The organism is Anabaenopsis sp. FSS-46, from assembly GCF_029891665.1.
In the GTDB taxonomy this organism is placed as follows: Bacteria; Cyanobacteriota; Cyanobacteriia; order Cyanobacteriales; family Nostocaceae; genus Anabaenopsis; species Anabaenopsis arnoldii.
Genome location: NZ_JANQDG010000023.1, coordinates 12,497 through 35,150 on the forward strand (window position 1 = coordinate 12,497; position 22,654 = coordinate 35,150).

The following is a 22,654-nucleotide window of genomic DNA, read 5'->3' on the forward strand; positions in this document are numbered from 1 at the left end:
TTAGTCATATCCGAGAAAGAATGTAGAGAGTTTCCAGGGAATATCTCTATAATGGTTATAGGATGGGCATATTTAAATTCTGGATATGTCTATTGAGAAAGTCCAGCAATGGGGGCTACTGGAGTTGAGACAATTACAGACATATTTATTGGGGTTAGGTAAACTCTTAGCGGTCAGGATACCTACCTCAGAATAATGTTAGTATTCAGATTTGTGCCTCATCTATCTACAAACTGCTGGATCTAAAAAAAAGATATGTGCGATCGCCCAAGCGCTGTTTCTGGGATGGAGGGCTTTTGTCACTTCCCAGACCAAACACTGGGTTAGGGCAGTTGACCTGAGCGATCGCACATAATATAAAACCTTTCAATTGGTAAAGCACACTGATACAAGTAAACGCTTCCTCTGTTGCTCACCTATTTTTCCAAAACTTGTTGTAGCGCTAATTGGGAGGACTTAGACGGCTGGGGATACTGTACATAGGTACTGTCAGAGTTTGAGACTCCACTAGCCACAACCCCGATGAGGTTTAACTTACTCAACATACCTGTAGCTTGGGCTATTTGGCTGCGAGTTACTTTACTCATGCTTGCTGTGAGTACCACACTACGACAAGATGAAGCTGTAAGCATGGCATCCACCAAACCAAGAACTGGCGGAGCATCTATGAGGACCAAATCATAATTTTCCTCAAATTCCCCTATTAATTCTTTCATGCGTGGTGAACTCAGAAGATTTGCGGGGTCAATAGGTATAGGCCCGGCTGTTAAAATATCAATGTAAGCCGAATCTAAAGTAGGAATACTATGACGGTTGGGAATAGCCGCATGACTAGCCAAGAGGGTAGATAGTCCTTGCTCATTGGGAAGATTGAGTTGTTCGTGGAGACTAGGGTCTCTTAAATTAGCATCAATGAGTAGTACCCGCTTGTGTAAACGAGCCGCACTCATAGCTAAACCCAACGCCAAAGCTGACTTACTCTCATCTGGTAAAGGCGAGGTAACCATCAGGGACTTCAAGTTGGGAAGAGAATTTAAAAGTTCAATATTTTTCAAAATTAAATCCAGGGATTCCCAGCGCGGTGCTGATTGCAACACCTGAATAGTCCAGGGGGCAAGAACTTCTGGTTTCCCAAAAGGTAACTTAATAATTGATTCTCTGCTTTTGGTAGTTGGCAGTTTGGGAGTAGTTCCCAACAAGGGTAAGGAAACCTGTTTTTCCAGTTCAGCAGTGGTATGAACAGCATCATCAGATGCTTCTCGAATAAAAGTAGTCATACCTCCTAACATCAAGCCAACTACTGCACCCAACAACAGATTCTGCTGGAGATTGGGCCCCATATAAATACCTAACTGCGGTTCTTCCACAACTTCCCAGTTAAAGCCCCCTTTGGCAAGTTCTTGGCGCAATTTCTGTTCTGCTCGCAATAGCTCCTCTAACCTTTCACGGCTAAATTGTAGCTGTGGCATAATCCGATTGTAATAAGCCAACAAAGGCGGAAAGCGTTTGATTTCAAAACGCAATTCATTTTCTTTTTCCGCTAAAGTTTGATCGCGGGCGCTTAAAGCAACTATAGTTGTTTGGGTTTCCACTAGCTGAGTAGCCAGATTCAGGTCAATTTCGCCAAATTGTCCTTGTTCTAAAAGAGGTACTTGGGAGGAGAATACACCATTAGACTGTACGCCTAAAGTTCTGCTAACCTCTTGTTGCAATAATTGCTTCTGGCTTTCAAGTTGTTCTTGAAGCTTTTGTACACCGGGAGTTGCATCGGTAAAGCGCAACCGCTCTTGAGCTAGTGCTAGTTCGGTTTTTTGAATTTCGTTGAGTAAGCCTTGGTAACGGGTAGACTGACTCAGACGAGAAGCAACCAGCGCATTTTGTGGAGAACGCCTGAGTTGTTCTTGCAAAGTTTTTTGGCGTGCTATGGCCTCTTGATACTGAGAACGGGTAGTACGACGCTCTTGTTGAATAGCATTTAAAGAGTCTTCTAGGGTTTTAGCTTGTGACTCAGGATCGATTAAATTTTGGTTTCTGCGGAATCTTTGCAGATTAGTCTCTGAGGCGTTCACTTCCTCGCTGGCTTTATTTAACTGTTCCCGAATAACTTGTAAACCTTTTTGTAACCGCGCATCCTGTTGCTGTTTATTATATTCCACATAAACTTGCCTAATTGCCGCCAGAACTTTTTGTGTCTGTTCGGGATCGTTGGCACTATACTCTACTTGGAAAATTTTTGTAGCTAAATCATCTTCTTTATTCCTGATTTGATGAAGAACTAAAGATTCTTTAATTTCGTTGACATTGATCTGAGGATAGTCAGATTTAAGTTTTTCAACTGCTTGTTGAATCAGTCCTGAACTTTGCATGAGATTCAGCTGGGTTGCTGTGTCTATCTTAATGTCAGGCTCGATAAATTGAGTGTCTACTCCGGCATCTTCTCGCCTACCTTGATAATTAGGTTCTACAAGCAACTGCATGGAGCTTTTATAAGTAGGTTTTGTCCTTGAAGTTACTAGAGCTGCGATGGCAATTGAAGTCAAAAATACTGCTAAAAACCAAGGAAACCTCCGAATTAATATCTTAAATAGCTGTCCGTAGCTTGGTTCTATACTAGAGTTAGTAATGTGATTTATACCCGGAGTAAGACTAGGTTGATTCATGTTTATTATCCTTATCTGCTATACGTTATACGTAGCGTAAATCCCTTTAGGGATATAGTGATACTAATTTTAAATTCTCCCTGATTCTAAACTTTCAGGCTAACTATGACAAGATATTTTATGGTGGGTACATAAGCTTTACCTAATCTTTAATTTAGAAATTATAACTCCCTGTTTATTTCTAGATGTGTGATTTTTTGTGGCTGGTTGATAATCTGTATATAATGCGTCACAAATTATCAATTTACACTGCAAGTTTGTTCAATAAGCTGCTCAACCTTGTTAAAAAATACTGGTTCCGAAAAATTATTAACTGCATGCTTACGAATACTTTCATAATCCCAAATGATTCGTCCGGACTCTAGTAATGCAGATTGTATGGACTCGGGTGTTTGTCTCTTAAACAATACCCCTGTTTTGCCGTGTATCTGTGTATCTAAAACTCCACCTGCCCCGTAGGCAATCACTGGTGTCCCACTAGCATTTGCCTCAACTGGAACTAATCCATAATCTTCTAAAGCTGCAACTATTACAGACTTGGCCTTAGAAAATAATTCTTTGCGTTGAGAATCACTGACGTGTCCTAAAAATTTAATATTATCTAAAGCTTTGGCTTTTAGACGTTGTTGTTCAGGTCCATCGCCTGAAATTAATAATTGCCAACCTAGCCAGTTAAATGCTTCGATGATTATATCTAGCCGCTTATAGCTGATCATCCTCGCCGAGGCCAAATAATATTCATCTTTTGTATCTGAGAACAAGAAATTATTTGTATCAATGGGATAGTTAATGGCAATTGCTTGTTTGTTATAAATTTTTTCAATACGACGGGCAACTATACTAGAGTTAGCAATGTAAAGATCGGGTTCTTGAGCATATTTCAAGTCCAGATTTCTCATTAGTTGAAAAATTTGCTCAATTAATGGCGCAAAATATCGGTAGTCTCCATATTCCCTTAAATAAGTTTCCGTATCCCACAGGAAACGGGTAACATTATGACAAAAACAAATATGTTTTGCATCTGGACGTTTGCGTACTGCTTTGGCAAAGCTCGTACTGCTACTAATAATCAAATCATAATCTTGTAAATCCAAGGCGCGAAAGGCGGGAAAATACAAAGGAGCCATCAATCTAAAATACTTGACTGCGCCGGGAATTTTTTGCAAAAAAGTAGTTTGGACTATACGCTCACCCATATCAATAGTTTTTTGCGGATTGTACAAAGAGGTAAAAACATCCGCTTCGGGATAGCGCTTACAAAGTAACTCAAATACACGCTCTGCCCCACCGCGCTGGGTTAAGTAATCATGAACTAGAGCAATTTTCATAGTTGTGTCTAGATTTATTCTTAAGTGTGTTGTAAAAGTTTCTAGGTAGTTGCTCTTAACAACTTGAGTGTTGAGAATTATCAATGCCTATTGTTATATCTTTCACCTCTACATACAAATCTAGACAAGGTGAAAAGGTCTGGCCTCATGATAAATGTTGCTTGGACTACAGTCCTCACTACAAACTGAGTTTATGTGTTGGTGGAAGATTCCCTCAAAAACTCAGAGGATGTTTGAGGGATTTTCTTCACTGCACTGATACAGAAGGTACTGTTGTTACCCAACCATTGCGAGAACTCTTTCTGATGCAAAATAAGCGTTTTGTTCGGCGCGCAGTTGGTCGCAAAGTCTACCTTGAGGTAAGTCTACATCATCATAGGTGAGGACTTGATCCTGGCAAATGTCTCGTTTGAGGCGACAGCCTTCGGCTAAACCGATGGGTAGCAATTTCTGCTCTTGAACAATGGCAGAATTCTCACATTGGCCGTAGGTCATATAGTAGCCGATACCATCTAAGGTTTCGCCAGCTTTGAGGTTAATTTTGGCGGTGGTGATCACATCCACCACTGGGCCGGCCAGGGGAGATAAGACAGTATCCTGGAACAGGACAGCACGCGCTACAGACAATGGAACTTCAAAATGGCAGAGGTGATAGGGAGTGTAGAAGCTATATAAAGGACCTTCACCTAATTTGTACAAATCTAGATAGTGACGTTGTTTGGGGTCTTCGTGAGTAGCAAATACAAACACGCCGGGGCTGGGTTGAGCGCCAACTACATAATCAACAATACCACCAAGTTCTTTTAGTTGTTCAACATCGTACATTTTGGTCATTTGATCAACATGACCGCTGAAGTTGTAACCTAGCATTCCGCGTTGGGCTACTTTCATTCCTGTAGCGTTAGCAACGATGGCTTGCTCGAAGGATATTTTGGTTCCATCGGCAAAGCTGGTCACCATGTGGGCTTTTTGACCCCAACGTTTAGCAAATCCTTCTTGGGTTGTAGGATTGCGATAGGGGTCTTGAAGTCCTTTAATATTACCGCACAATAACGGAGTCAGACCAATACTTTTGACAAATCGGTAGAGATTCATTTCTACCCCTGGTTGATCTCCATCACAGGCGCTGAGAATGATTCCGGCTTTGTCGGCGTACACCTTCAGGATGGGGCCGATGGTAGCGTCAAGTTCGGCGTTCATCATAATCACATGTTTACGATGGGCGATCGCTTGCATCACAATGTGAGCACCAAATTCGACTGCGCCAGTAACTTCGATAATGGCATCAATTCCCTCAGCTTGGCAGAGTAATTCAGCATCTTCGGTAACTGCATATTTATGCTGTGCGATCGCCGCTTCTAATTCAGTGACACTGGTAACAACTTGAATATTTTCTTGTCCTGCTTCTGTATAAGCTTTTTTAGCTGCATCAACCTGACGGCTAAAAACCGCCACCAACTCCATTCCCGGAACTGAATTAATAATTTGATTTGCAATCCCTCGACCCATAAAACCAGCACCAATCATCCCCACTTTCACTGGATTTCCAGCTGCGGCGCGGGCTTCTAAGGCACGATCAATAATAATCATTAGTTGAACTCCTGTGTGTTAAATAGAACTATTTATGTAGTCCGGTGATCTATCCCATGAAACTTCTAGGTCAAACCATTTGAAATTAATGCCCTTGATACTTGTTTGGTTGTGTTCTTTGGATCCTTAGTGGTTCATTCCTTAACCACTTATAATGCATGGCACAACTAGGCACTACCAACAGGAATCATTTCTAGTAATGTCCAATTTAAATCCTTGTCGGAAATGTGAGTAACTTCTAAAGGCCATTCAATATTAAAAAAAGGGTCGTTATAGCGTAATCCCCGTTCATAACCTGGTGTATAAAACTCACCCACTTGATAGACAACCTCAGCCTCATCTGTGAGAGTTTGATAACCGTGAGCAAACATTTCTGGTACGTACAAAGCCCGGTGATTTTCGGCGCTTAATTCCACGCCTATATGTGATAAGAAAGTCGGCGATTCAGGACGCATATCAATAATTACGTCATAGATTACCCCTTGAGTACAACGCACTAATTTGGTTTCCGCAGCTGGGGAAACTTGATAATGCATTCCCCTAACAGTCCCTTTTTTATGGTTAAAAGATATATTACATTGGGCAACGGTAGGTTTTAATCCATGTGCCATAAACTCTTGAGCGCAGAAACCACGGGCGAAAAAGCCGCGATGATCCGGCTTTTTGTCAACATCAACAATGAATGCGTCTTTGAGTGCAGTTGGGGTAAAATTCATAGAATTTATCTTGATAAGTCCTTGGGAAAAAGTTAGCACTATCTCGGAATTGGTGGTTTAATTGCTCACATTTCCCGTATATTAAACTCCCAACAGGGAAAATTCTCGTTGCTGAAAATCTGCAAGTTGCATAAACTGCTGAATCTGAGATTGGCTTTTTTGCTGCATATCATTATCTTGTTCCCAGGCTTTAGTCCAATCCACAATCCAAGCTAAAGCTGTTGGTAAATCTAATTGTGGTTCCCAATTAATTTGAGTCCGGGCTTTAGAACAATCCAAGGTTAAAAAATTAGCCTCATGGGGTTGAACTCCACCATCCTGAATCCAATGAGCATCGTCACCCCAAAACTGCTGTAACTGATTAACTACCCAAGCTACAGTTTTCACTCCTGATTCATTTGGACCAAAATTCCAGCCTCCAGAATATACTGAACCGTGAGTAAATAATTTTTCAGCTAGCATTAAATAACCGTTGAGGGGTTCTAGAACGTGTTGCCAAGGGCGCACTGCTTGGGGGTTTCTAATGACAACTTCTTTCCCGGAAAGCCAAGCATTGAGAATATCAGGAACTAGCCGATCCTTAGCCCAATCTCCTCCACCAATGACATTTCCGGCTCGCACGCTGGCGATCGCTACCCCATGTTGGGGGTAATCAGCCGGATTAAAAAAAGATTGACGATAAGCCGTAGTGACTAATTCAGCGCATCCTTTACTACTGCTATAAGGGTCATATCCTCCCATAGGATCTGTTTCCCGGTAACCCCAAACCCATTCGCGATTTTCATAACACTTATCAGAGGTGACTGAAACTACTGCTCTGACACTGGGTACATTCCTGACTGCTTCCAATACATTGACTGTTCCCATAATATTCACCGCATAGGTGTCTACTGGGTTGTAGTAAGATTCCCGCACCAAAGCCTGAGCCGCCATATGGATGAGAATATCTGGCTGGTAGGTTTGCATGACTTGCTGGAGAAAATCTAAATTTCTGATGTCTCCTACCACCGATGTCATTCCATCAGCAACATTAGCTAACTCAAACAGATTCAAGGCTGTGGGCGGAGTTAAAGCATAACCACAGACCTCAGCCCCTAACATTTGTAACCAGAGAGATAACCAACTACCTTTAAAGCCCGTATGTCCGGTGACAAAAACTTTTTTTCCCGCCCAGAAATTTGATTCCATTTGATCAATTCTCCTCATACAATACTGCGTAAATAAACCAGCTAATTACCACACTTTCCACGGAGCTTCACCACTTTTCCATAGCTCTTCTAGGTGGTTTTTATCGCGTAATGTATCCATGGGTTGCCAAAAACCATGATGTTTAAAAGCAGATAGCTGATTCATCTGTGCGAGTTTTTCTAATGGTTCTTTCTCCCAAACTGTAGAGTCATCAGCGATCAAGTTAATTACTTCTGGTTCTAAAACAAAGTAACCGCCATTAATCCATGCGCCATCACCTTCAGGTTTTTCCTGAAAGCTGTTGATTTTAGTTTGATCTTGTCCTAAGGAAATAGCCCCAAAGCGTCCTGCGGGTTGAACTGCGCTGAGTGTCGCTAGACTTTTTTGTTCTTGATGAAACTTAATTAACTCTGTGATATTTATGTTACAGACACCATCACCATAGGTAAAGCAAAATGTACTGTTACCAACATGCTCACTAATGCGTTTTAATCGTCCACCGGTCATGGTGTAATCCCCCGTATTAACTAAGGTGACGCGCCAGGGTTCAGCATAACCAGAATGTACATTCATTTGGTTGAATCGCATATCGAAGGTAACATCTGACATATGTAAAAAGTAATTAGCAAAATACTCTTTAATGATGTAACCTTTGTAGCCACAACAAATAATAAAGTCATTAATACCGTGGGCCGAGTAAATCTTCATGATGTGCCAAAGAATTGGGTGCCCACCAATTTCCACCATTGGCTTTGGTCTGATACTAGTTTCTTCACTGAGGCGTGTACCCAGTCCTCCAGCCAGAATTACCGCTTTCATATAATTACCTTGTTGAGGATTTTATCGCTTGTTGACTTTTGAACTTCTCAGGATAAAGAAGATGCACGCGTTTTGATGAGAAAAATTTGCTGGGATAATGTCTTTATTTCTCTACATAATATAACTATTTTTTTTATTAAATTAATAAAGATTCTATGAATAATTTTCTTGAAAAAATAAAAAAATATAAATAATTTATCAGAGATGTTGCATTAATCAAATATGCTAAAAATAGCTAAACATGACAATCTAAATATTGTCATGTTTATTTGGTCGATATAATCAAAATATAGCAATCCTAAATGATTCATGAACAATTTCTGTTCCCTGTTCCCTGTTCCCTGTTCCCTTTCCTCACTCATAATTTCTCAAGTCAAATAGGATGACTATATTTGGTAATAAAATAGTTATAGTTATTGATTCAAGACTATACTTGCTAAGTTACAGGTGTAATTACCACATGGCAGAATTTTTTAATAAAGCAGTACATTGGCTTTCTATAATTACACAAATACTGCTCATGGCTTGCTGGTAGCTGTGTGTATCCTCTTGTTCCAAGGATAGTTTGGCAGCGGTTTGTAAATCTTGAATAGCCTTGAGGTTATTTCGATCAGAGTCTTGTCCAGTATACTGTGTAAGTTCATAGCGAATCATCCCTCGTTTGAGATAGACTTTCGCCAAGTTACCATTGATTTTTAGTGCTTGGTTGAAGTCAGCGATTACCTGTTGATATTCTGGAATAAAGTTGCTGCTAAACTGTGCCATTCTATAGCGGATTTCACCGCGATGAAAATAAGCTTCTGCTTTGGATGCATTCAGTCGAATCGCCAGGGTCAAATCAAGAATAGCTTTTTGATAATCTTGCACAGATTGACCGCTATATCTAGCCATTTCCGAACGGACAATACCCCTTTTAATATAGGCTTCTGTTTCTTGCTCGTTCAGCGATAAAGCTTGAGTAAAATCAGTGATCGCTAGGTTATATTCGCGATCGGGATCGTGGCTATATTCAGCCAGCATATAATGAACATTGCCTCGGTGGATAAAAGCTTTAACTTCTTGAGGGTTAATCTGCAAAGCTTGATTATAGTCTGCCAGAGCGCCTTCATAATCCCTCAATTCATAGCGGGCATTACCTCTGTGAACATAAGCACTAGCATTTGTTGCTACCTGTTCTATAGCTTGGCTAAAGTGTTGTACTGCTTTGTGATAATCTTTTGCTTGGTAAGCAGCATGACCCTGTTGATAGTAATCGGCGAAAGTCAGAGTATCTGGCTGGGGTTGAGGAGGAGTTATCAAAGTTTGTTGAGTGTAGGTATTTTGAGAAACATAAGGACGAGTAAATTTAATTGCTACGTCTAAATACCCCAACACACCAAAACCCACTAAACACAAAATAGCGGGATAAAACTTTGTGTTTTTTTGACGTTGATAAACAGAATACTTAGGTAACTGCCAATGATTTATTTGGGATTGCGGCCTGACTGGTTGTGGAGAACGTGGACGCTGGGCGTAACGCCTTTTAGGTACAAATCGTGGGCGCAGATGTTCGCGATTTTCTACTGCTCTAGGTGATGGAAATGGATCACGTCCACCTAAGCGCAAAGCACGTTTACACCAGGGACAACTATCTAAATGGTGATTATAGCGATGCTGGGGATTAGCAGTACAAGTAATCAGGCTATCTTCTGCTTGGGCTAAAACTGATAACCAAGTTTGGGCGTTGGGGCGCAGATGTGGTTGATCGTGACCATCTTCAAAACAACGTAAAAACAATTCTTGCAACTTGGGATGCAGCATTTCCCAAGGGGGTGCGATGGGGGTAGGGAGATAAGGTACGTGACGCTTTTGACTATAAGTGAAATGTCCCGCAGCAATCCGGGCTTCGTAGGGTGGTGGCTCAGAAACACCTTGAAAGATTCCCGAAAAGGGGTGAGTACCTTCCATTAAAAGTTGAAAAATCAACACCGCCAGCCCAAAGGAATCATGGGTGATTTTGCGATCGTGTTGAGCAAAAATTTTATTCTGTAGTTCTGGTGGGGTAAACTCTGGTTTACCTACAGGACAGCGATAAACAACATTCTGATCAGGATCGTACACTTGGAACGAGTCAGTATCAACCAAGGTCACCAGTGCTGTATCGCTAACGAGAATATTTGACTCATTGACGTCACCAACGCAATATCCACTATTATGCAAAGCTGCAAAAGCCGCGGCCAAATTACGAGCGGTGCGTAGCAGATACTGATAATTGAATAAGGGACAGTGTTCGCGACGAGTTCTGGGATTGTAAAAGTCGATAATGGGGCGCATCCCACGAATGCGAGGCATTAAAAAGCCGATGATGCGATTGTCTTGGTCTTTTGACCGTAATAAATCCAGCGGCCAAGCAATGGAAATATGCCCCAAGCTAGCTGTAGGGTTTTCTGGAGGGTTGTCCAGCATCGCCTGGAGTTTGTTGGCGTGAGCAACTGTTGGTTTGTGATAGACTTTAGCGACTAAATCACCACAGGAGGGCACTGTATAGATACAAGCTTCACCGCCACGCCCCAAACTCACGCTGAGGTTGATAATTTCTTGTTTGGGAAAACAACGTAAGACTTGCATGATAAAATTACGATGAATGGGGTTATGTAAAATACAAATCTCGCAAAATCACCACAACGTTGCTCAGATAAAAGATCATTGAGCATTCCTAAGACCTGCTAAAATCAGGGTCAGGTCATCATCAGTACGTTGGGTAATCCGTTCAGAACCTAAAAACCTCACCAACTGTTCCTTGGCTGTTGTCTGATCTTCGGCATTCTCCACAAAGTCGAATAAGGGAAAAAAGAAGGGTTTATGAGGTTCGCCCACCAGCATATTTAAGGCCAGCATTTGTAGTCCATCGGTAAGGACGGCAATATTAACTATGTTTTCACGCCATAATCTGATTTGCGCTGTATCTAAGGCATGAGGGGAAGTTAAAAAAGTTGTCTCGTTGATGTATTCTCCATGATCAGGTCTTGTCAGTGCCATTAAGTTACCCATGCGATCCTTGGCCACTGCTAAACCATCACCAATTTGTACCACGGCGACCAGATCCGGGGTAGCAACCATTATAATTAGGGTAGTTGCTAAATCTTGAGGCTGTTTGCTGCCAGTTCTTGCTGCATCCTCTACCGCTTTTTTGGCTGCTAGTAAGGCTTCATTCAATAGCGATCGCACAATTGCATCATCTGCAAGGGAATCTCTAGTAATTTGTTTGATAGCAAGGGTTTCTATTGCTTTTTCTACAGCTACCATTGCTCCCACTTTTCCCTGGCTGGCAGAACCTGCACCATCAGCAGCCGCGGTGAGCAACACATTACCTGGTAGTAGCTGCCAGTGGTGAGCATCTTGACACAGCTGCTTATTTCTGATGTGGCTTGTACCGCATACAGATGCAGCCACTACTTGCCAATGAGATATCTGTTTCAATGTTGTATTCATAGATTTTTTTTCAGGCATAGCTCGTGTGAATGTAAGCCACGATACCTACGGTAAGCGACGCTAACCCGATTAAAGAGTACCCCAGCCAATGGGTGGTAGTGCTACCTGTTCATCTACCTGAGAATGGGAAACTGCTGACATACTGGCTGACAACCAAACAAACATCTCAATAAAGTTAAGTCCTTTGAGTTTGAGTGGGGTTCGCACTGCTAATTGATTTAAGCGCATCATGTTAGCGTTTTCTACACCTACTGTGAAGAATGCAACTCGTTTATTAGCTTCATCTACTTGTAGGCGTTGCGCTGCTTGCTCTATGAGATGGTCTAATTCACCTTGTGGTTCTCCATCTGTAATCATGAACACCCAAGGACGATAATAAGCAATGCCATTGGCACGATATAAAGATTTACGCTCTTCCACCATGTCCAATGCTTTATGAATTCCTGCCCCCATAGTCGTTAGTCCCTGGGCTGTCAAAATGGGCGGGTTAAATTGATCGGCTGTGACAAAATCCTGGACTATATTCACATTAGTATCAAAAGTGATGATCGCTACTTCAACCCTTCTGGATGCTAAGGAATTTTTGACTAATTCATCCTTCAAACTCAGCAAGCCCTGATTTAAAGCTTCTATAGGATCTCCTTGCATTGATCCTGATGTATCTAGCAATAGCACACAAGGACAGCGTGGTTCAGGATTTTCAGCAAATTCGACTATTTCATCGAGTTGTAAGCTTTCATGCATAACGGTTTTTGTTATGTTGTACGTCACTGCTTTATTTTCCTTTTTTCAAAGTATATACCTTAGTTTCCGGAGGCTATAAGACTAAACATAAATGTTTAGCCCTAATTAGTGCAATCTTTATGAAACAGATAGTTTGGACAAACTTATCTACATATATTATTTTTTGATTAAGATACTGCTAATTATTCTGCGTATACAGGGTGGTTTTGTGAATTTCATTCCTTTCTGTCACTGCACAAAATACGGTTCATTACATATTCATTTAGAACACAATATTATATACAAAGTCATTTTTTATATCGACAACATCATGATTTTGAACAGGATATAGCATTTACCATGCTCGTGAGGTACATTTTTTTTTAGTTTGAGGGAACAGGGAATAGGGAATAGGGAATAGGTGTGTACTTCATGAGCCTGAAAAAGGCTATATTCCATCTTATTGAACAGGATATTATACCAAATATATCAATAATATTTAGTATAATATCATCGGTGTATGTATACAGCAAATACATAATACTTTCTTGAGATAAATATTAAATTTGAACAAAGTAAGCATAATGAGATTCCTATTTTTAAGTTATTTAAAACACTCGGAAATCTGATTAATTTTGATAATTTTAGAAGACTACATCCTCATGGTTTATGAAGATACTGATGTGCATCAGATTTACCCTTTGACCAATGACCGATAAATGTGGATAAATTTTCATTCTCTGCTAGATACTTAGATGGGCGTTAAAAATTATCCTGACCACAAGGGGACACTGAAGAGGTTTTCTGGCTACTTTACCTTTCCTGAAGTAGGTTGGTTTTTTTCAAGTGATTATACTTAGAATATAACTGCTACAAATTTAGTACACAGAACCCTAGATAAGAGTAAAAATAAAATCTCATCCTACGCATAAATTCCTGTAGATGGGTAATGCTAGGATATTCCTGATCCTGTTACCTAAAATATTCAGGATCAGGGATTAATAATAATAAATAACATAAATCCTACTTGTGAAAGAGTAACGGCTGCTACTATAACCATACAAAAAGTTAAGAAAATTTTGTGTTTACCCAGAGGAGCAACATTTGTAGTAAATACAGCATATTTCGCTACAGAATGGCTGGATATACTGCAAAATTTATTTACATTTTACATTAACATAAAAACTGCCGGAAATAAACCGGAAATAAACCGGAAATAAAATATAGATGATTAATTATTCTTCTGCTGGAAAAATTTCATCAATTGTTGGTTCCATGCTGCTATTTTGAGTTACTTTATTAGGATCATGATCTGAGAGAGAAGATGGCGAAATGATTACTAACTCACTTTCTTGTCCGAGACTATTTCCCCATTCATCTAGAACATCTTTAATCAATACTTCTTGCAACCAAATCTTAGCAACCACAGTCAAAGGTAATGCTAAAAATAATCCTAAAAAACCAAAGAAAGTAACGAAAAATAGTTGGGAAATTAAGGTCACAGCAGGTAGTATAGAAACGCGATGTGCCATGACAGTGGGAGTCACAAAGTTGGCATCAATCTGTTGAATCACAAGATAGAGAAGCAACACTAGCAGAGGTTTCCAGGGAGTATCTAACAAGGCGATCGCCATTGCTGGTATTAGACTCAATGTAGGACCTAAATTAGGAATTAAGTTGAGAAATCCTGCTAAAACGCCCAAAGCTAGAGCGGCTTTGACACCCAAAACATATAAGCCAATCACACTTGATATTCCCACCACACTCATAGCAATAAAAGCACCTGTTATCCATCCCTCCAATGAAAGTTCACATTGATCCAAAATCCCATCTATTCTTGAGCGATAAAATGAAGGGAATAGGCGAATAAATAATCGGCGATAGGCTTGAGGTTCGGCTAATAACATCCCCGTTAGTACTAGGAGTAATAACATCTTAACTAGGACTTCTAGGGAGCCAGAAACAAAAGCAAAAGAGTTACCCAATAACTGATTGAGAAAGGGTTGTGCTTGTGCAATCAAGTGACTGAGATTGGGGAGGTAGGGAATCAGTGGAGTGGGAACGAGGGTTTCTAGTTCCTTGAGCCAACTATTAAAAAGAGCAAAACCTTGAGGAACCCGATAAGTGAGTTCTTGAAACTGCTGCACAAAAGGGGGAACAATCAGCCAGAAAAAACATACTACACCGGCGAAGAAAATACACACCGACAGGAGAACAGCGAAGCCACGTTTCAAGCCTAAGCTTTGAAGACGTTTGGCTAACCGATTTAAGGTAGTAGCCAAAACAACTGCAGCAAATATCAGCAACAGCACTTGCCGAATTTGCCATAAGATATACAAACAAAGAACTATAGCGATTAAGCCAATCCACTGCCCAAGGTTCACAGGCCTGCCCCAGATGTATCATTGTTACCTTAGCTGATTTTACCAATTTCTACTAATTTTGTTTGAGTATTGATTGGAATCTGCAAAATAAAGCGATCGCGAGCATCAGATTCGGTAACAGAACTATAATCAGGGCATTGGCATTTGTTGCGGCTATGGATAAATGCGGTCCTGCGTATTTAATTAATAGGGACAGCAAACCGGAAACCACCAGCAATTTAGCTACAAATCCTAAATTATTTTTCATAATAGTACGGCAATACACATTTCTCTGTGGGGTATACCCGATATTAGGTGACTGGGTTTAGTTTCTAGAATAAACCTATATAGAGACAAATCTTGAGATCAATACTGCCAAAATTGTTGCTGTGTGAATTTTTTTGTTGCTAATAGTAGTTCAGCACCTGGGTTAGGCATCTCTATATGTGTTTGTGTGTTTTGGCATGAGGCAAATTCTATTAGGAACTGATACAGCAGTGTGCAGGTGAGTTTACTACATCAAAAGATGACTGACTAAGGAGGGTGTATCTAAATGCCTGTAGAAACTAATAATAATAACCAAAGACCAGATAAAGCACCAAAACCTAGGCAATTGGGCGGTAGTTTGCTGATTCTATTGACTTTCTTATTACTGCTTAACTTGGTTGTTCCCAGTTTGTTTGGGCAGCGGCAAGCTCAAGTTCCCTACAGTGAGTTTATCGCGCAGGTGCAAAATAATCAAGTGGAGCAGGCGGTTGTGGGTAGCGATCGCATTGAATATACCATGAAAACCCAAACTGCCGAAGGTGAAACTGTAAAACAGGTATTCACCACTACGCCAGTAGCCATCGATTTAGATTTGCCCAAAATTCTGCGGGAGCATGATGTCGAATTTACCGCACCACCACCATCCCAAAATGCCTGGATTGGTACTTTACTCAGTTGGATTGCACCCCCATTAATTTTCTTTGGGATTTGGGCTTTTGTGATCAGTCGTCAAGGTAGCGGTCCGGCTGCATTGACAGTAGGTAAAAGCAAAGCCCGCATCTATTCCGAAGGCATCACGGGTGTACAATTTAGTGATGTTGCCGGTGTAGATGAAGCTAAGGCAGAACTAGAAGAAATCATTGATTTTCTCAAAAATGCCGGTAAATACACTAGACTGGGGGCAAAAATTCCTAAAGGCGTATTGTTGGTGGGACCTCCGGGAACGGGTAAAACCATGCTAGCTAAAGCCGTGGCGGGTGAAGCTGGTGTGCCGTTTTTCAGTATTTCTGGCTCAGAATTTATTGAATTATTTGTGGGCGTAGGTGCAGCCCGGGTGCGTGACTTGTTCGACCAAGCCAAACAGCAAGCCCCCTGTATTGTGTTTATTGACGAATTAGACGCACTGGGTAAGTCTCGTGGAAGTGCTGGGCCGATTATGGGCGGTAATGATGAGCGTGAACAAACTCTCAACCAGCTACTGAGTGAAATGGATGGTTTTGACGCTAACACAGGGGTGATTATCATTGCTGCGACCAACCGTCCCGAAGTCATTGACCCCGCATTAAGTCGTCCAGGTCGATTTGACCGTCAAGTTGTGGTTGACCGTCCTGATAAAAGCGGTCGTGAAGCTATTCTGAATGTCCATGCGAGAAATGTGAAATTAGCTGATGATGTTGATTTATCAACTATTGCGGGTCGAACTCCTGGTTTTGCGGGGGCAGATTTAGCTAACCTAGTCAATGAAGCTGCACTGTTAGCAGCCCGACAAAATCGCCCTGCAGTATTAATGGCAGATTTTAATGAAGCTATTGAGCGGTTGGTGGCTGGTTTAGAAAAACGTTCTCGTGTGCTGAATGAACTGGAGAAAACCACAGTAGCCTATCACGAAGTTGGTCACGCCATCATCGGTGCGTTAATGCCTGGTGCTGGTAAGGTGGAAAAAATCTCTGTTGTACCCCGTGGTGTGGGTGCTTTGGGTTACACAATTCAGATGCCCGAAGAAGACCGCTTCTTGATGATAGAAGATGAAATTCGCGGACGCATTGCTACTTTGTTGGGCGGACGCTCTGCTGAGGAAATTGTTTTTGGGAAGGTTTCCACGGGTGCTGCTGATGATATCCAGAAAGCTACGGATTTGGCAGAACGAGCTATTACTATCTATGGGATGAGCGATAAGTTGGGTACTGTGGCTTTTGAGAAGATTCAACAGCAGTTCCTGGAAGGTTACCCTAATCCCCGCCGTAGTATTAGTCCCAAGGTGGCTGAGGAAATTGACCGGGAAGTGAAGCTGAGTCTAGATAATGCTCATCACATCGCTTTGAGTATTTTGCATTATAACCGCAAGTTGCTAGAGGAGATTGCACAGGCATTATTGGATAAGGAAATTCTGGAAGGTCTTCAATTGCGTGAGTTCCTTAACCAAGTTGAAGCACCAGATGAATTGGATGAGTGGTTACGAACCGGTAAGTTATTGGCAGACAGACCATTGATGCAATCACTTCTGGTTTAATGATTTTAGCGTGAATTGTTTAGCGATCGCCCTAGAAATAGGGCGATCGCTTTCTTCATGAAATTATCTCACTTCACCAAAGGCATGTTCTACGTCTGCCATATTGCCATATTCCCTTTCTGCCATTTGTTGGAGGATGTTGATTATTTCTTGACTGGCGTTTTTCTGTCTGGCATGGTTGACTAAATCCTGTTTATTGGCTGGAAAATCTATGCCGCTGAGACTTCTAGAAATATCAACTGCAGATACTGCCATAACTTCACCTCTGTTAGTGGGTTGTATCTAGGCTATTGGCTATGGCTATCTGTCATTCTCTACCTAGGGTTGTATCTTAAGTCGGAAATTCGTTGTAATTGCATATACATCCAAATTTGATTCATAAACTCATCAAATGCCTCTCCAATCAGCTTCTCTGCCAAATTTTAATTGTTTGATCAAAACTTCCAGAAACTAACATCTCACCCGAATCTGTGAAGGCTAGGGCTGTAACTGTATGGCTATGGCCATTAAAAGTAGCTAGCAATTCGCCTGTTTCTGGATGCCACAATTTGATGCTTTGATCTGCACTACCACTGGCGATAAGTCCATCAGGACTCAGGGCTACAGCATACACTTTATCTCTATGACCCTTGAGGGTACGAATTAATTTCCCTGTTTCCAAGTGCCAAATTTTAATTGTTTGATCCCAACTACCACTGACTAGTAGTTTACCATCGGCACTGATAGTCATGGCAGAGACGATGTGAGAATGACCGGTGAGGCTGTATGGGGGTGGTGAATGTTTGAGAGTTTTCCACCCGCTGGGTTGTGAAGTCCGCCAAACTTTGATTTTGCGGTAGCTACCTGTAGCTAATATTTGCCCATCTTGACTAAAAACTAGGGAATGAGCGGCTGTATCATCTAAAGATAAGGCGATCGCTACCTGACGTTGGGTCAAATCCCAAAATAAGACTTTTCTATCATCCCCAGCCGTTGCTAACATCAGTCCATCTGGTGTAAATGCAACGCACCGCACCATAGCATTATGCTTGTGCAGAATATCGATTAAATCTAATGCGCCTACGTGCCAAATCTTGACCGTGGAATCAGCACTACCAGTAACTAAAGTTTGTCCATCTGAACTAAAGGCTAGAGAATTTACCATATCTACGTCTCCAGACACCACCCAAGGATACTCTGATAATGTCTGGATTAATTCACCCTTACTTAAATCCCAGAGCTTTGTTTCCCCATAACTACCACTTGCTAATATGGGGGAGGTTGTGCCATTGTTAGACCTGGAACTAAAAGCTATACAATTAATGCCTCTAGTGTGGCCTTTCAATGTTTGCCAACATTCCCAATCACCAATTATTGCCTTTTGCGGGTGTTCTGCTGGCAAAGTTTGCACTGTTTCTACTATTATCTGTTGTTCAACTAATGGCTGTGTGGGTTTTTTGATATTTCCTTGGGTAACTAATGATTCTAAATACCAACTCAAACCCCCCGCATACAAGAAATGATCGGGAGTAACATACAGTTTTGGTTCGGGAAATTTAATTTGGCTGGTTGGTAAAAAACCCGCAATGATAGAATGTTTTTGGTAACAATTGATATCAGTAAATGGGTGCAATAAACAGAGAAAAACTAATACTTGATAATTCTTCAAATCATCCTGAGTAACTGACCACCTCACTTTATTTTTCTTAATACTATTAACACTTTCTCCATCAACTGCGTAAACTTGAATACTAACATTAGGATTATTAGCCAACAGGTAGGCAAATTTGCTCTCTCCGCGCAAATTCCCTTCATCATCTAACACCATGTGTTCTACACTGTCCTGTGGGATTTTTTTGACTAACTTACCCAGACATTCAGCCATCACTAACCCCACAATTTGCTCTCGGAAAAGATACTCTTGTGCTTGCTTCTGGAAGTATTCGGGAAAAGTCATCCCCCAGTCATCCGGGTCGGGATATTCCGGTGGTGTAGGGGGTGGATTTTTGGCGACAATTTCGGCTTGCTGACGGGAAAATTCGGTTATCTTCAGCAATTCCTCACAAGAGAATACTATTCTCTCACGGTGAGATGCTTTAACTTGACTTTCCAGCAAGGATAAATCATAAGTTTTAGGTTTTTTCACACGTTGAAGGAAGTCAGCTTGTTGAGCTTTGAGTAAGCTAATCCAATCCATCTGCATTGGGTGTGACACAATAATATTGCATACTTAGGGTAAGCTATACCGACCTAATTACTCAAGAGCAATCTGGAATTTATGAGTTACGATGCTGGTCAATTTCTCATGGTCAATGATTTGCATCCCAGAAATAGTTTTGGTAACAGATGTAAGTATAGTGGCTACGAGGGAAATAAAAGTATTTTTTGTTACCAATAATAAGTATGTATGATAGATTATAAGGCGCGAGTAGCAATCTTGGGGTTTAGCCGCTAGGTGAGGATATGATCATCTTTTGATTAAATATCTATCTTTAGATAGATGATTATATTTATACAATACTCTTAGTTGTCAAAATTAATTCGGTTTATTATGATACATTTCATCGAAAACTTTCAATGCGGATGATTACCTCCGATAGATGAACTGAAAGTATTTATATCTGTTGCTATGCAATGCAGCAGACATCCTCTTAAGAGCATCAAGTAAAACTGGAGTACTGTCGTGACCTTTTTAAATTGGGTAAAAGAACAACAAAAAAATCTACATGATTCTATTGTGCGGTTTAAAAACAAAGAATTCATGGATGCTATTGTTGCGGGATGCGCTTTAGTAGCAGCTGCAGATGGACATATTCATTCTACGGAAAAACAAAAAATGGCTGGTTTCATTGCTAGAAGTGAGGAACTGCGTGTATTTGAGATGAATGATGTCATTGAGAGATTCAATTATTTTGTGAGTGGTTTTGAGTTTGACTCAGATATTGGTAAAGGACAAGCACTAAAAGCTATTAGTAAGATCAAGAATAATTCCGATGCTTCAAGATTGTTGATTGTAGTATGTTGTAGCATCGGTTCTGCTGATAATAATTTCGACGAATCCGAGAAGCAAGTTATGCGAGAAATATGTCAAAATTTGTCTTTGAATCCCTTAGAGTTTCAATTATAGCATTTCCCATGCTCGTGAGGTACAATTTTTTTTAGTTTGAGGTAACAGGGAACAGGGAACAGGGAATTGGTGTGTACTTCATGAGCCTGAAAAAGGCTATATACATATATTCCGACTACATATTACCTGAATTATCACGGAGTCTTGAATAATGACAATTAATCTGGCGAAGGGACAACGTATCTCTCTGGAGAAAGTTGCACCGGGTCTGTCTCAAGTTTTTGTTGGTCTTGGATGGGATGTAAAGTCTACTGATACCGGCACAGATTTTGATTTAGATGCCTCAGCTTTTCTGCTCAATTCTCATGATAAGCTCATATCTGAAGCCCATTTTATATTTTATAACAATCCTAAAAGTCCTGATGCTGATAAAGCAGTTCAACATCTAGGAGATAACCTGACGGGTATAGGTGAAGGAGATGATGAGACAATGAAAGTTTCTTTGAATCAAGTACCTGATGAGGTTGAAAAAATTGCGATCGCTGTGACTATTCATGACGCAGAAAAACGCCATCAAAATTTTGGTCAAGTACAAAATGCCTATGTACGTATTGTGAATGAGCAGACAAAAGAAGAAGCTGTCCGCTATGAACTCACAGAAGATTATTCCATCGAAACAGCATTGATCATGGCTGAACTTTATCGTCAAGATGGTGAGTGGCGTTTAAATGCAGTCGGGTCTGGTTATCAAGGTGGTTTACAGGCGCTCCTTGATCGCTATAACTAGGTAATTCTCCAGAAGGCTAAAACCATTTTACTGGGGCAAAAGTCAGCATTTTCATTTACCCCAGTAAGATGGTTGGTCATACCAATTCTATGAGAAGTTAGGCACTTTACCAATTTATTCGTTCAAGGTTGAATTTCAGGAGACCAAAAAAATGGCAGTTACGTTAACAAAAGGACAACGGGTTTCACTAGAAAAAGTTGCGCCGGGACTTACGGAGGTATTTGTTGGTTTGGGGTGGGATGTGAAACCAACGGACACTGGCTATGACTTTGACCTAGACGCATCAGTTTTTCTACTCGGTAGTAACGAAAAGTTGATATCTGACGACCACTTTATTTTTTACAATAACCGGACCAGTCCAGATGCAAGCAAGTCAGTAGAACACACAGGGGATAATCTGACAGGTGTTGGTGATGGTGATGATGAGGTCATCAAGATTAGTCTGCAAAAGGTTCCTGCTGATATTCAGAAAATTGTGATTACGGTAACTATTCATGAAGCCGGAAAACGAGGTCAAAACTTTGGTCAGGTTCAAAATGCTTTTGTTCGTATCGTTAATGCTCAGACTAATCAAGAAGTAGTTAGATACGACTTAGTTGAGGATTACTCTGTTGAAACTGCATTAATTATGGCTGAAATCTATCGCAAAGATGGAGAGTGGCGTTTAAATGCAGTCGGATCTGGTTATCAAGGTGGCTTACAAGCATTATTAGATCGTTATAGCTAGGAGATGAGATATGGGAATTAATTTACAAAAAGGACAGAGAATTTCTCTGTCTAAGGAAGCTCCCACCCTGACTAAGTTGATGTGTGGACTAGGCTGGGATGTAGCAAAAACATCGGGCGGTGGGTTTTTTAGTAACTTTGCGGGTGGTGCTCAGTATGATTTGGATGCTTCTGTAATTTGCCTAGATGCCAATGGTAAGTTAACGAGTAAAGAGAATATTGTCTACTTTGGGAATCTTCAGCATTCGTCAAAAGCCATTATTCATACAGGGGATAACTTAACTGGTGCTGGTGATGGGGATGATGAGGTGATTATTGTTGACTTACCTAGGATACCAACCCAGATTGCTAAATTGGTTTTCGTAATCAATATTTATGAATGCCTTCGCCGTAAACAGGACTTTAGCCAAGTTGAAAATGCTTTTGTGCGTTTAGTCAATGCAGATAATAACAAAGAACTGGCTAGATATAACCTCTCAGGTAGAGATTATCAGGGGAGCACAGGAATGATATTGGCGGAAGTATATCGACACAATAATGAATGGAAAATGGCAGCTGTGGGCAATGGGATCACTGTCAACGGTTTAGCAGACATGATCAGGTCTACAATAATTTAATGAATTTATAGTCATTTATGTACATTTGTAGTATAATATTATGAATGTACGATCATTAAATGAATGAAACTATCTGATTATGCAAAAAAGGTAGGGATAAGTTATAGAACTGCGTGGCGTTGG

General features: G+C 40.8%; 18 protein-coding genes. 5 read left to right on the plus strand and 13 right to left on the minus strand.

Features of this window, described 5'->3' with window-relative positions; all coding sequences use genetic code 11:
* Positions 1-416: 416 nt before the first annotated feature.
* The 11 genes from NWP21_RS02460 to NWP21_RS02510 all read right to left on the minus strand — a co-directional run bounded on the left by NWP21_RS02460 (position 417) and on the right by NWP21_RS02510 (position 15,126).
* Positions 417-2,660 carry a polysaccharide biosynthesis tyrosine autokinase gene (locus tag NWP21_RS02460; RefSeq protein ID WP_280791479.1) on the minus strand — a complete coding sequence of 748 codons (2,244 nt, stop codon included), beginning with the start codon at positions 2,658-2,660 and terminating at the stop codon, positions 417-419.
* A 239-nt stretch (positions 2,661-2,899) separates the two neighbouring features.
* Entirely contained in the window at positions 2,900-3,988 is a 1,089-nt protein-coding gene (locus NWP21_RS02465; RefSeq protein ID WP_271731274.1) for a glycosyltransferase, read from the minus strand.
* Positions 3,989-4,264: 276 nt separating this feature from the next.
* Positions 4,265-5,578, minus strand: a complete 1,314-nt coding sequence (locus NWP21_RS02470; protein ID WP_280791480.1) for a Gfo/Idh/MocA family oxidoreductase — start codon at positions 5,576-5,578, stop codon at positions 4,265-4,267.
* A gap of 167 nt (positions 5,579-5,745) precedes the next feature.
* Positions 5,746-6,294: a dTDP-4-dehydrorhamnose 3,5-epimerase gene (gene rfbC / locus NWP21_RS02475; protein WP_271731276.1), complete on the minus strand. Its 549-nt coding sequence runs from the start codon at positions 6,292-6,294 to the stop codon at positions 5,746-5,748.
* Positions 6,295-6,375: 81 nt separating this feature from the next.
* The gene (gene rfbG, locus NWP21_RS02480) at positions 6,376-7,482 is read right to left on the minus strand and encodes a CDP-glucose 4,6-dehydratase (protein ID WP_280791481.1); all 1,107 of its coding nucleotides are present in this window, start codon (positions 7,480-7,482) and stop codon (positions 6,376-6,378) included.
* Between the two features lie 45 nt (positions 7,483-7,527).
* Positions 7,528-8,301 carry a glucose-1-phosphate cytidylyltransferase gene (gene rfbF / locus NWP21_RS02485; protein WP_280791482.1) on the minus strand — a complete coding sequence of 258 codons (774 nt, stop codon included), beginning with the start codon at positions 8,299-8,301 and terminating at the stop codon, positions 7,528-7,530.
* A gap of 453 nt (positions 8,302-8,754) precedes the next feature.
* Positions 8,755-10,908: a tetratricopeptide repeat protein gene (locus tag NWP21_RS02490; protein ID WP_280791483.1), complete on the minus strand. Its 2,154-nt coding sequence runs from the start codon at positions 10,906-10,908 to the stop codon at positions 8,755-8,757.
* A 75-nt stretch (positions 10,909-10,983) separates the two neighbouring features.
* Positions 10,984-11,772, minus strand: a complete 789-nt coding sequence (locus NWP21_RS02495) for a PP2C family serine/threonine-protein phosphatase (RefSeq protein ID WP_271731452.1) — start codon at positions 11,770-11,772, stop codon at positions 10,984-10,986.
* Positions 11,773-11,841: 69 nt separating this feature from the next.
* The gene (locus NWP21_RS02500; protein ID WP_271731453.1) at positions 11,842-12,516 is read right to left on the minus strand and encodes a VWA domain-containing protein; all 675 of its coding nucleotides are present in this window, start codon (positions 12,514-12,516) and stop codon (positions 11,842-11,844) included.
* A gap of 1,214 nt (positions 12,517-13,730) precedes the next feature.
* Complete coding sequence (locus NWP21_RS02505) at positions 13,731-14,879, minus strand: AI-2E family transporter (RefSeq protein WP_280791484.1); 1,149 nt, start codon at positions 14,877-14,879, stop codon at positions 13,731-13,733.
* A 52-nt stretch (positions 14,880-14,931) separates the two neighbouring features.
* On the minus strand, positions 14,932-15,126 hold the full coding sequence (locus tag NWP21_RS02510) for a hypothetical protein (RefSeq protein ID WP_271731455.1): 195 nt from the start codon (positions 15,124-15,126) through the stop codon (positions 14,932-14,934).
* A 285-nt stretch (positions 15,127-15,411) separates the two neighbouring features.
* Here NWP21_RS02510 and ftsH point away from each other — a divergent pair, with 285 nt between their 5' ends.
* The gene (gene ftsH, locus NWP21_RS02515) at positions 15,412-17,355 is read left to right on the plus strand and encodes an ATP-dependent zinc metalloprotease FtsH (RefSeq protein WP_280791485.1); all 1,944 of its coding nucleotides are present in this window, start codon (positions 15,412-15,414) and stop codon (positions 17,353-17,355) included.
* Positions 17,356-17,418: 63 nt separating this feature from the next.
* Here the strand turns inward: ftsH and NWP21_RS02520 are convergent, their stop codons facing one another.
* Both NWP21_RS02520 and NWP21_RS02525 read right to left on the minus strand, forming a co-directional pair.
* The gene (locus NWP21_RS02520; protein WP_271731457.1) at positions 17,419-17,610 is read right to left on the minus strand and encodes a DUF2795 domain-containing protein; all 192 of its coding nucleotides are present in this window, start codon (positions 17,608-17,610) and stop codon (positions 17,419-17,421) included.
* Positions 17,611-17,758: 148 nt separating this feature from the next.
* Positions 17,759-19,531 carry a WD40 repeat domain-containing protein gene (locus tag NWP21_RS02525; protein ID WP_280791488.1) on the minus strand — a complete coding sequence of 591 codons (1,773 nt, stop codon included), beginning with the start codon at positions 19,529-19,531 and terminating at the stop codon, positions 17,759-17,761.
* A gap of 486 nt (positions 19,532-20,017) precedes the next feature.
* On the opposite strand from NWP21_RS02525, the gene NWP21_RS02530 reads away from it, so the two are divergent.
* The 4 genes from NWP21_RS02530 (at position 20,018) to NWP21_RS02545 (ending at position 22,531) form a co-directional block, all read left to right on the plus strand.
* The gene (locus NWP21_RS02530; RefSeq protein WP_280791486.1) at positions 20,018-20,461 is read left to right on the plus strand and encodes a tellurite resistance TerB family protein; all 444 of its coding nucleotides are present in this window, start codon (positions 20,018-20,020) and stop codon (positions 20,459-20,461) included.
* 148 nt (positions 20,462-20,609) lie between these two features.
* On the plus strand, positions 20,610-21,188 hold the full coding sequence (locus tag NWP21_RS02535) for a TerD family protein (protein WP_348519747.1): 579 nt from the start codon (positions 20,610-20,612) through the stop codon (positions 21,186-21,188).
* A 151-nt stretch (positions 21,189-21,339) separates the two neighbouring features.
* Positions 21,340-21,915, plus strand: a complete 576-nt coding sequence (locus tag NWP21_RS02540; protein ID WP_271731460.1) for a TerD family protein — start codon at positions 21,340-21,342, stop codon at positions 21,913-21,915.
* Positions 21,916-21,925: 10 nt separating this feature from the next.
* On the plus strand, positions 21,926-22,531 hold the full coding sequence (locus tag NWP21_RS02545) for a TerD family protein (protein ID WP_271731462.1): 606 nt from the start codon (positions 21,926-21,928) through the stop codon (positions 22,529-22,531).
* The last annotated feature ends 123 nt before the right edge of the window (positions 22,532-22,654 follow it).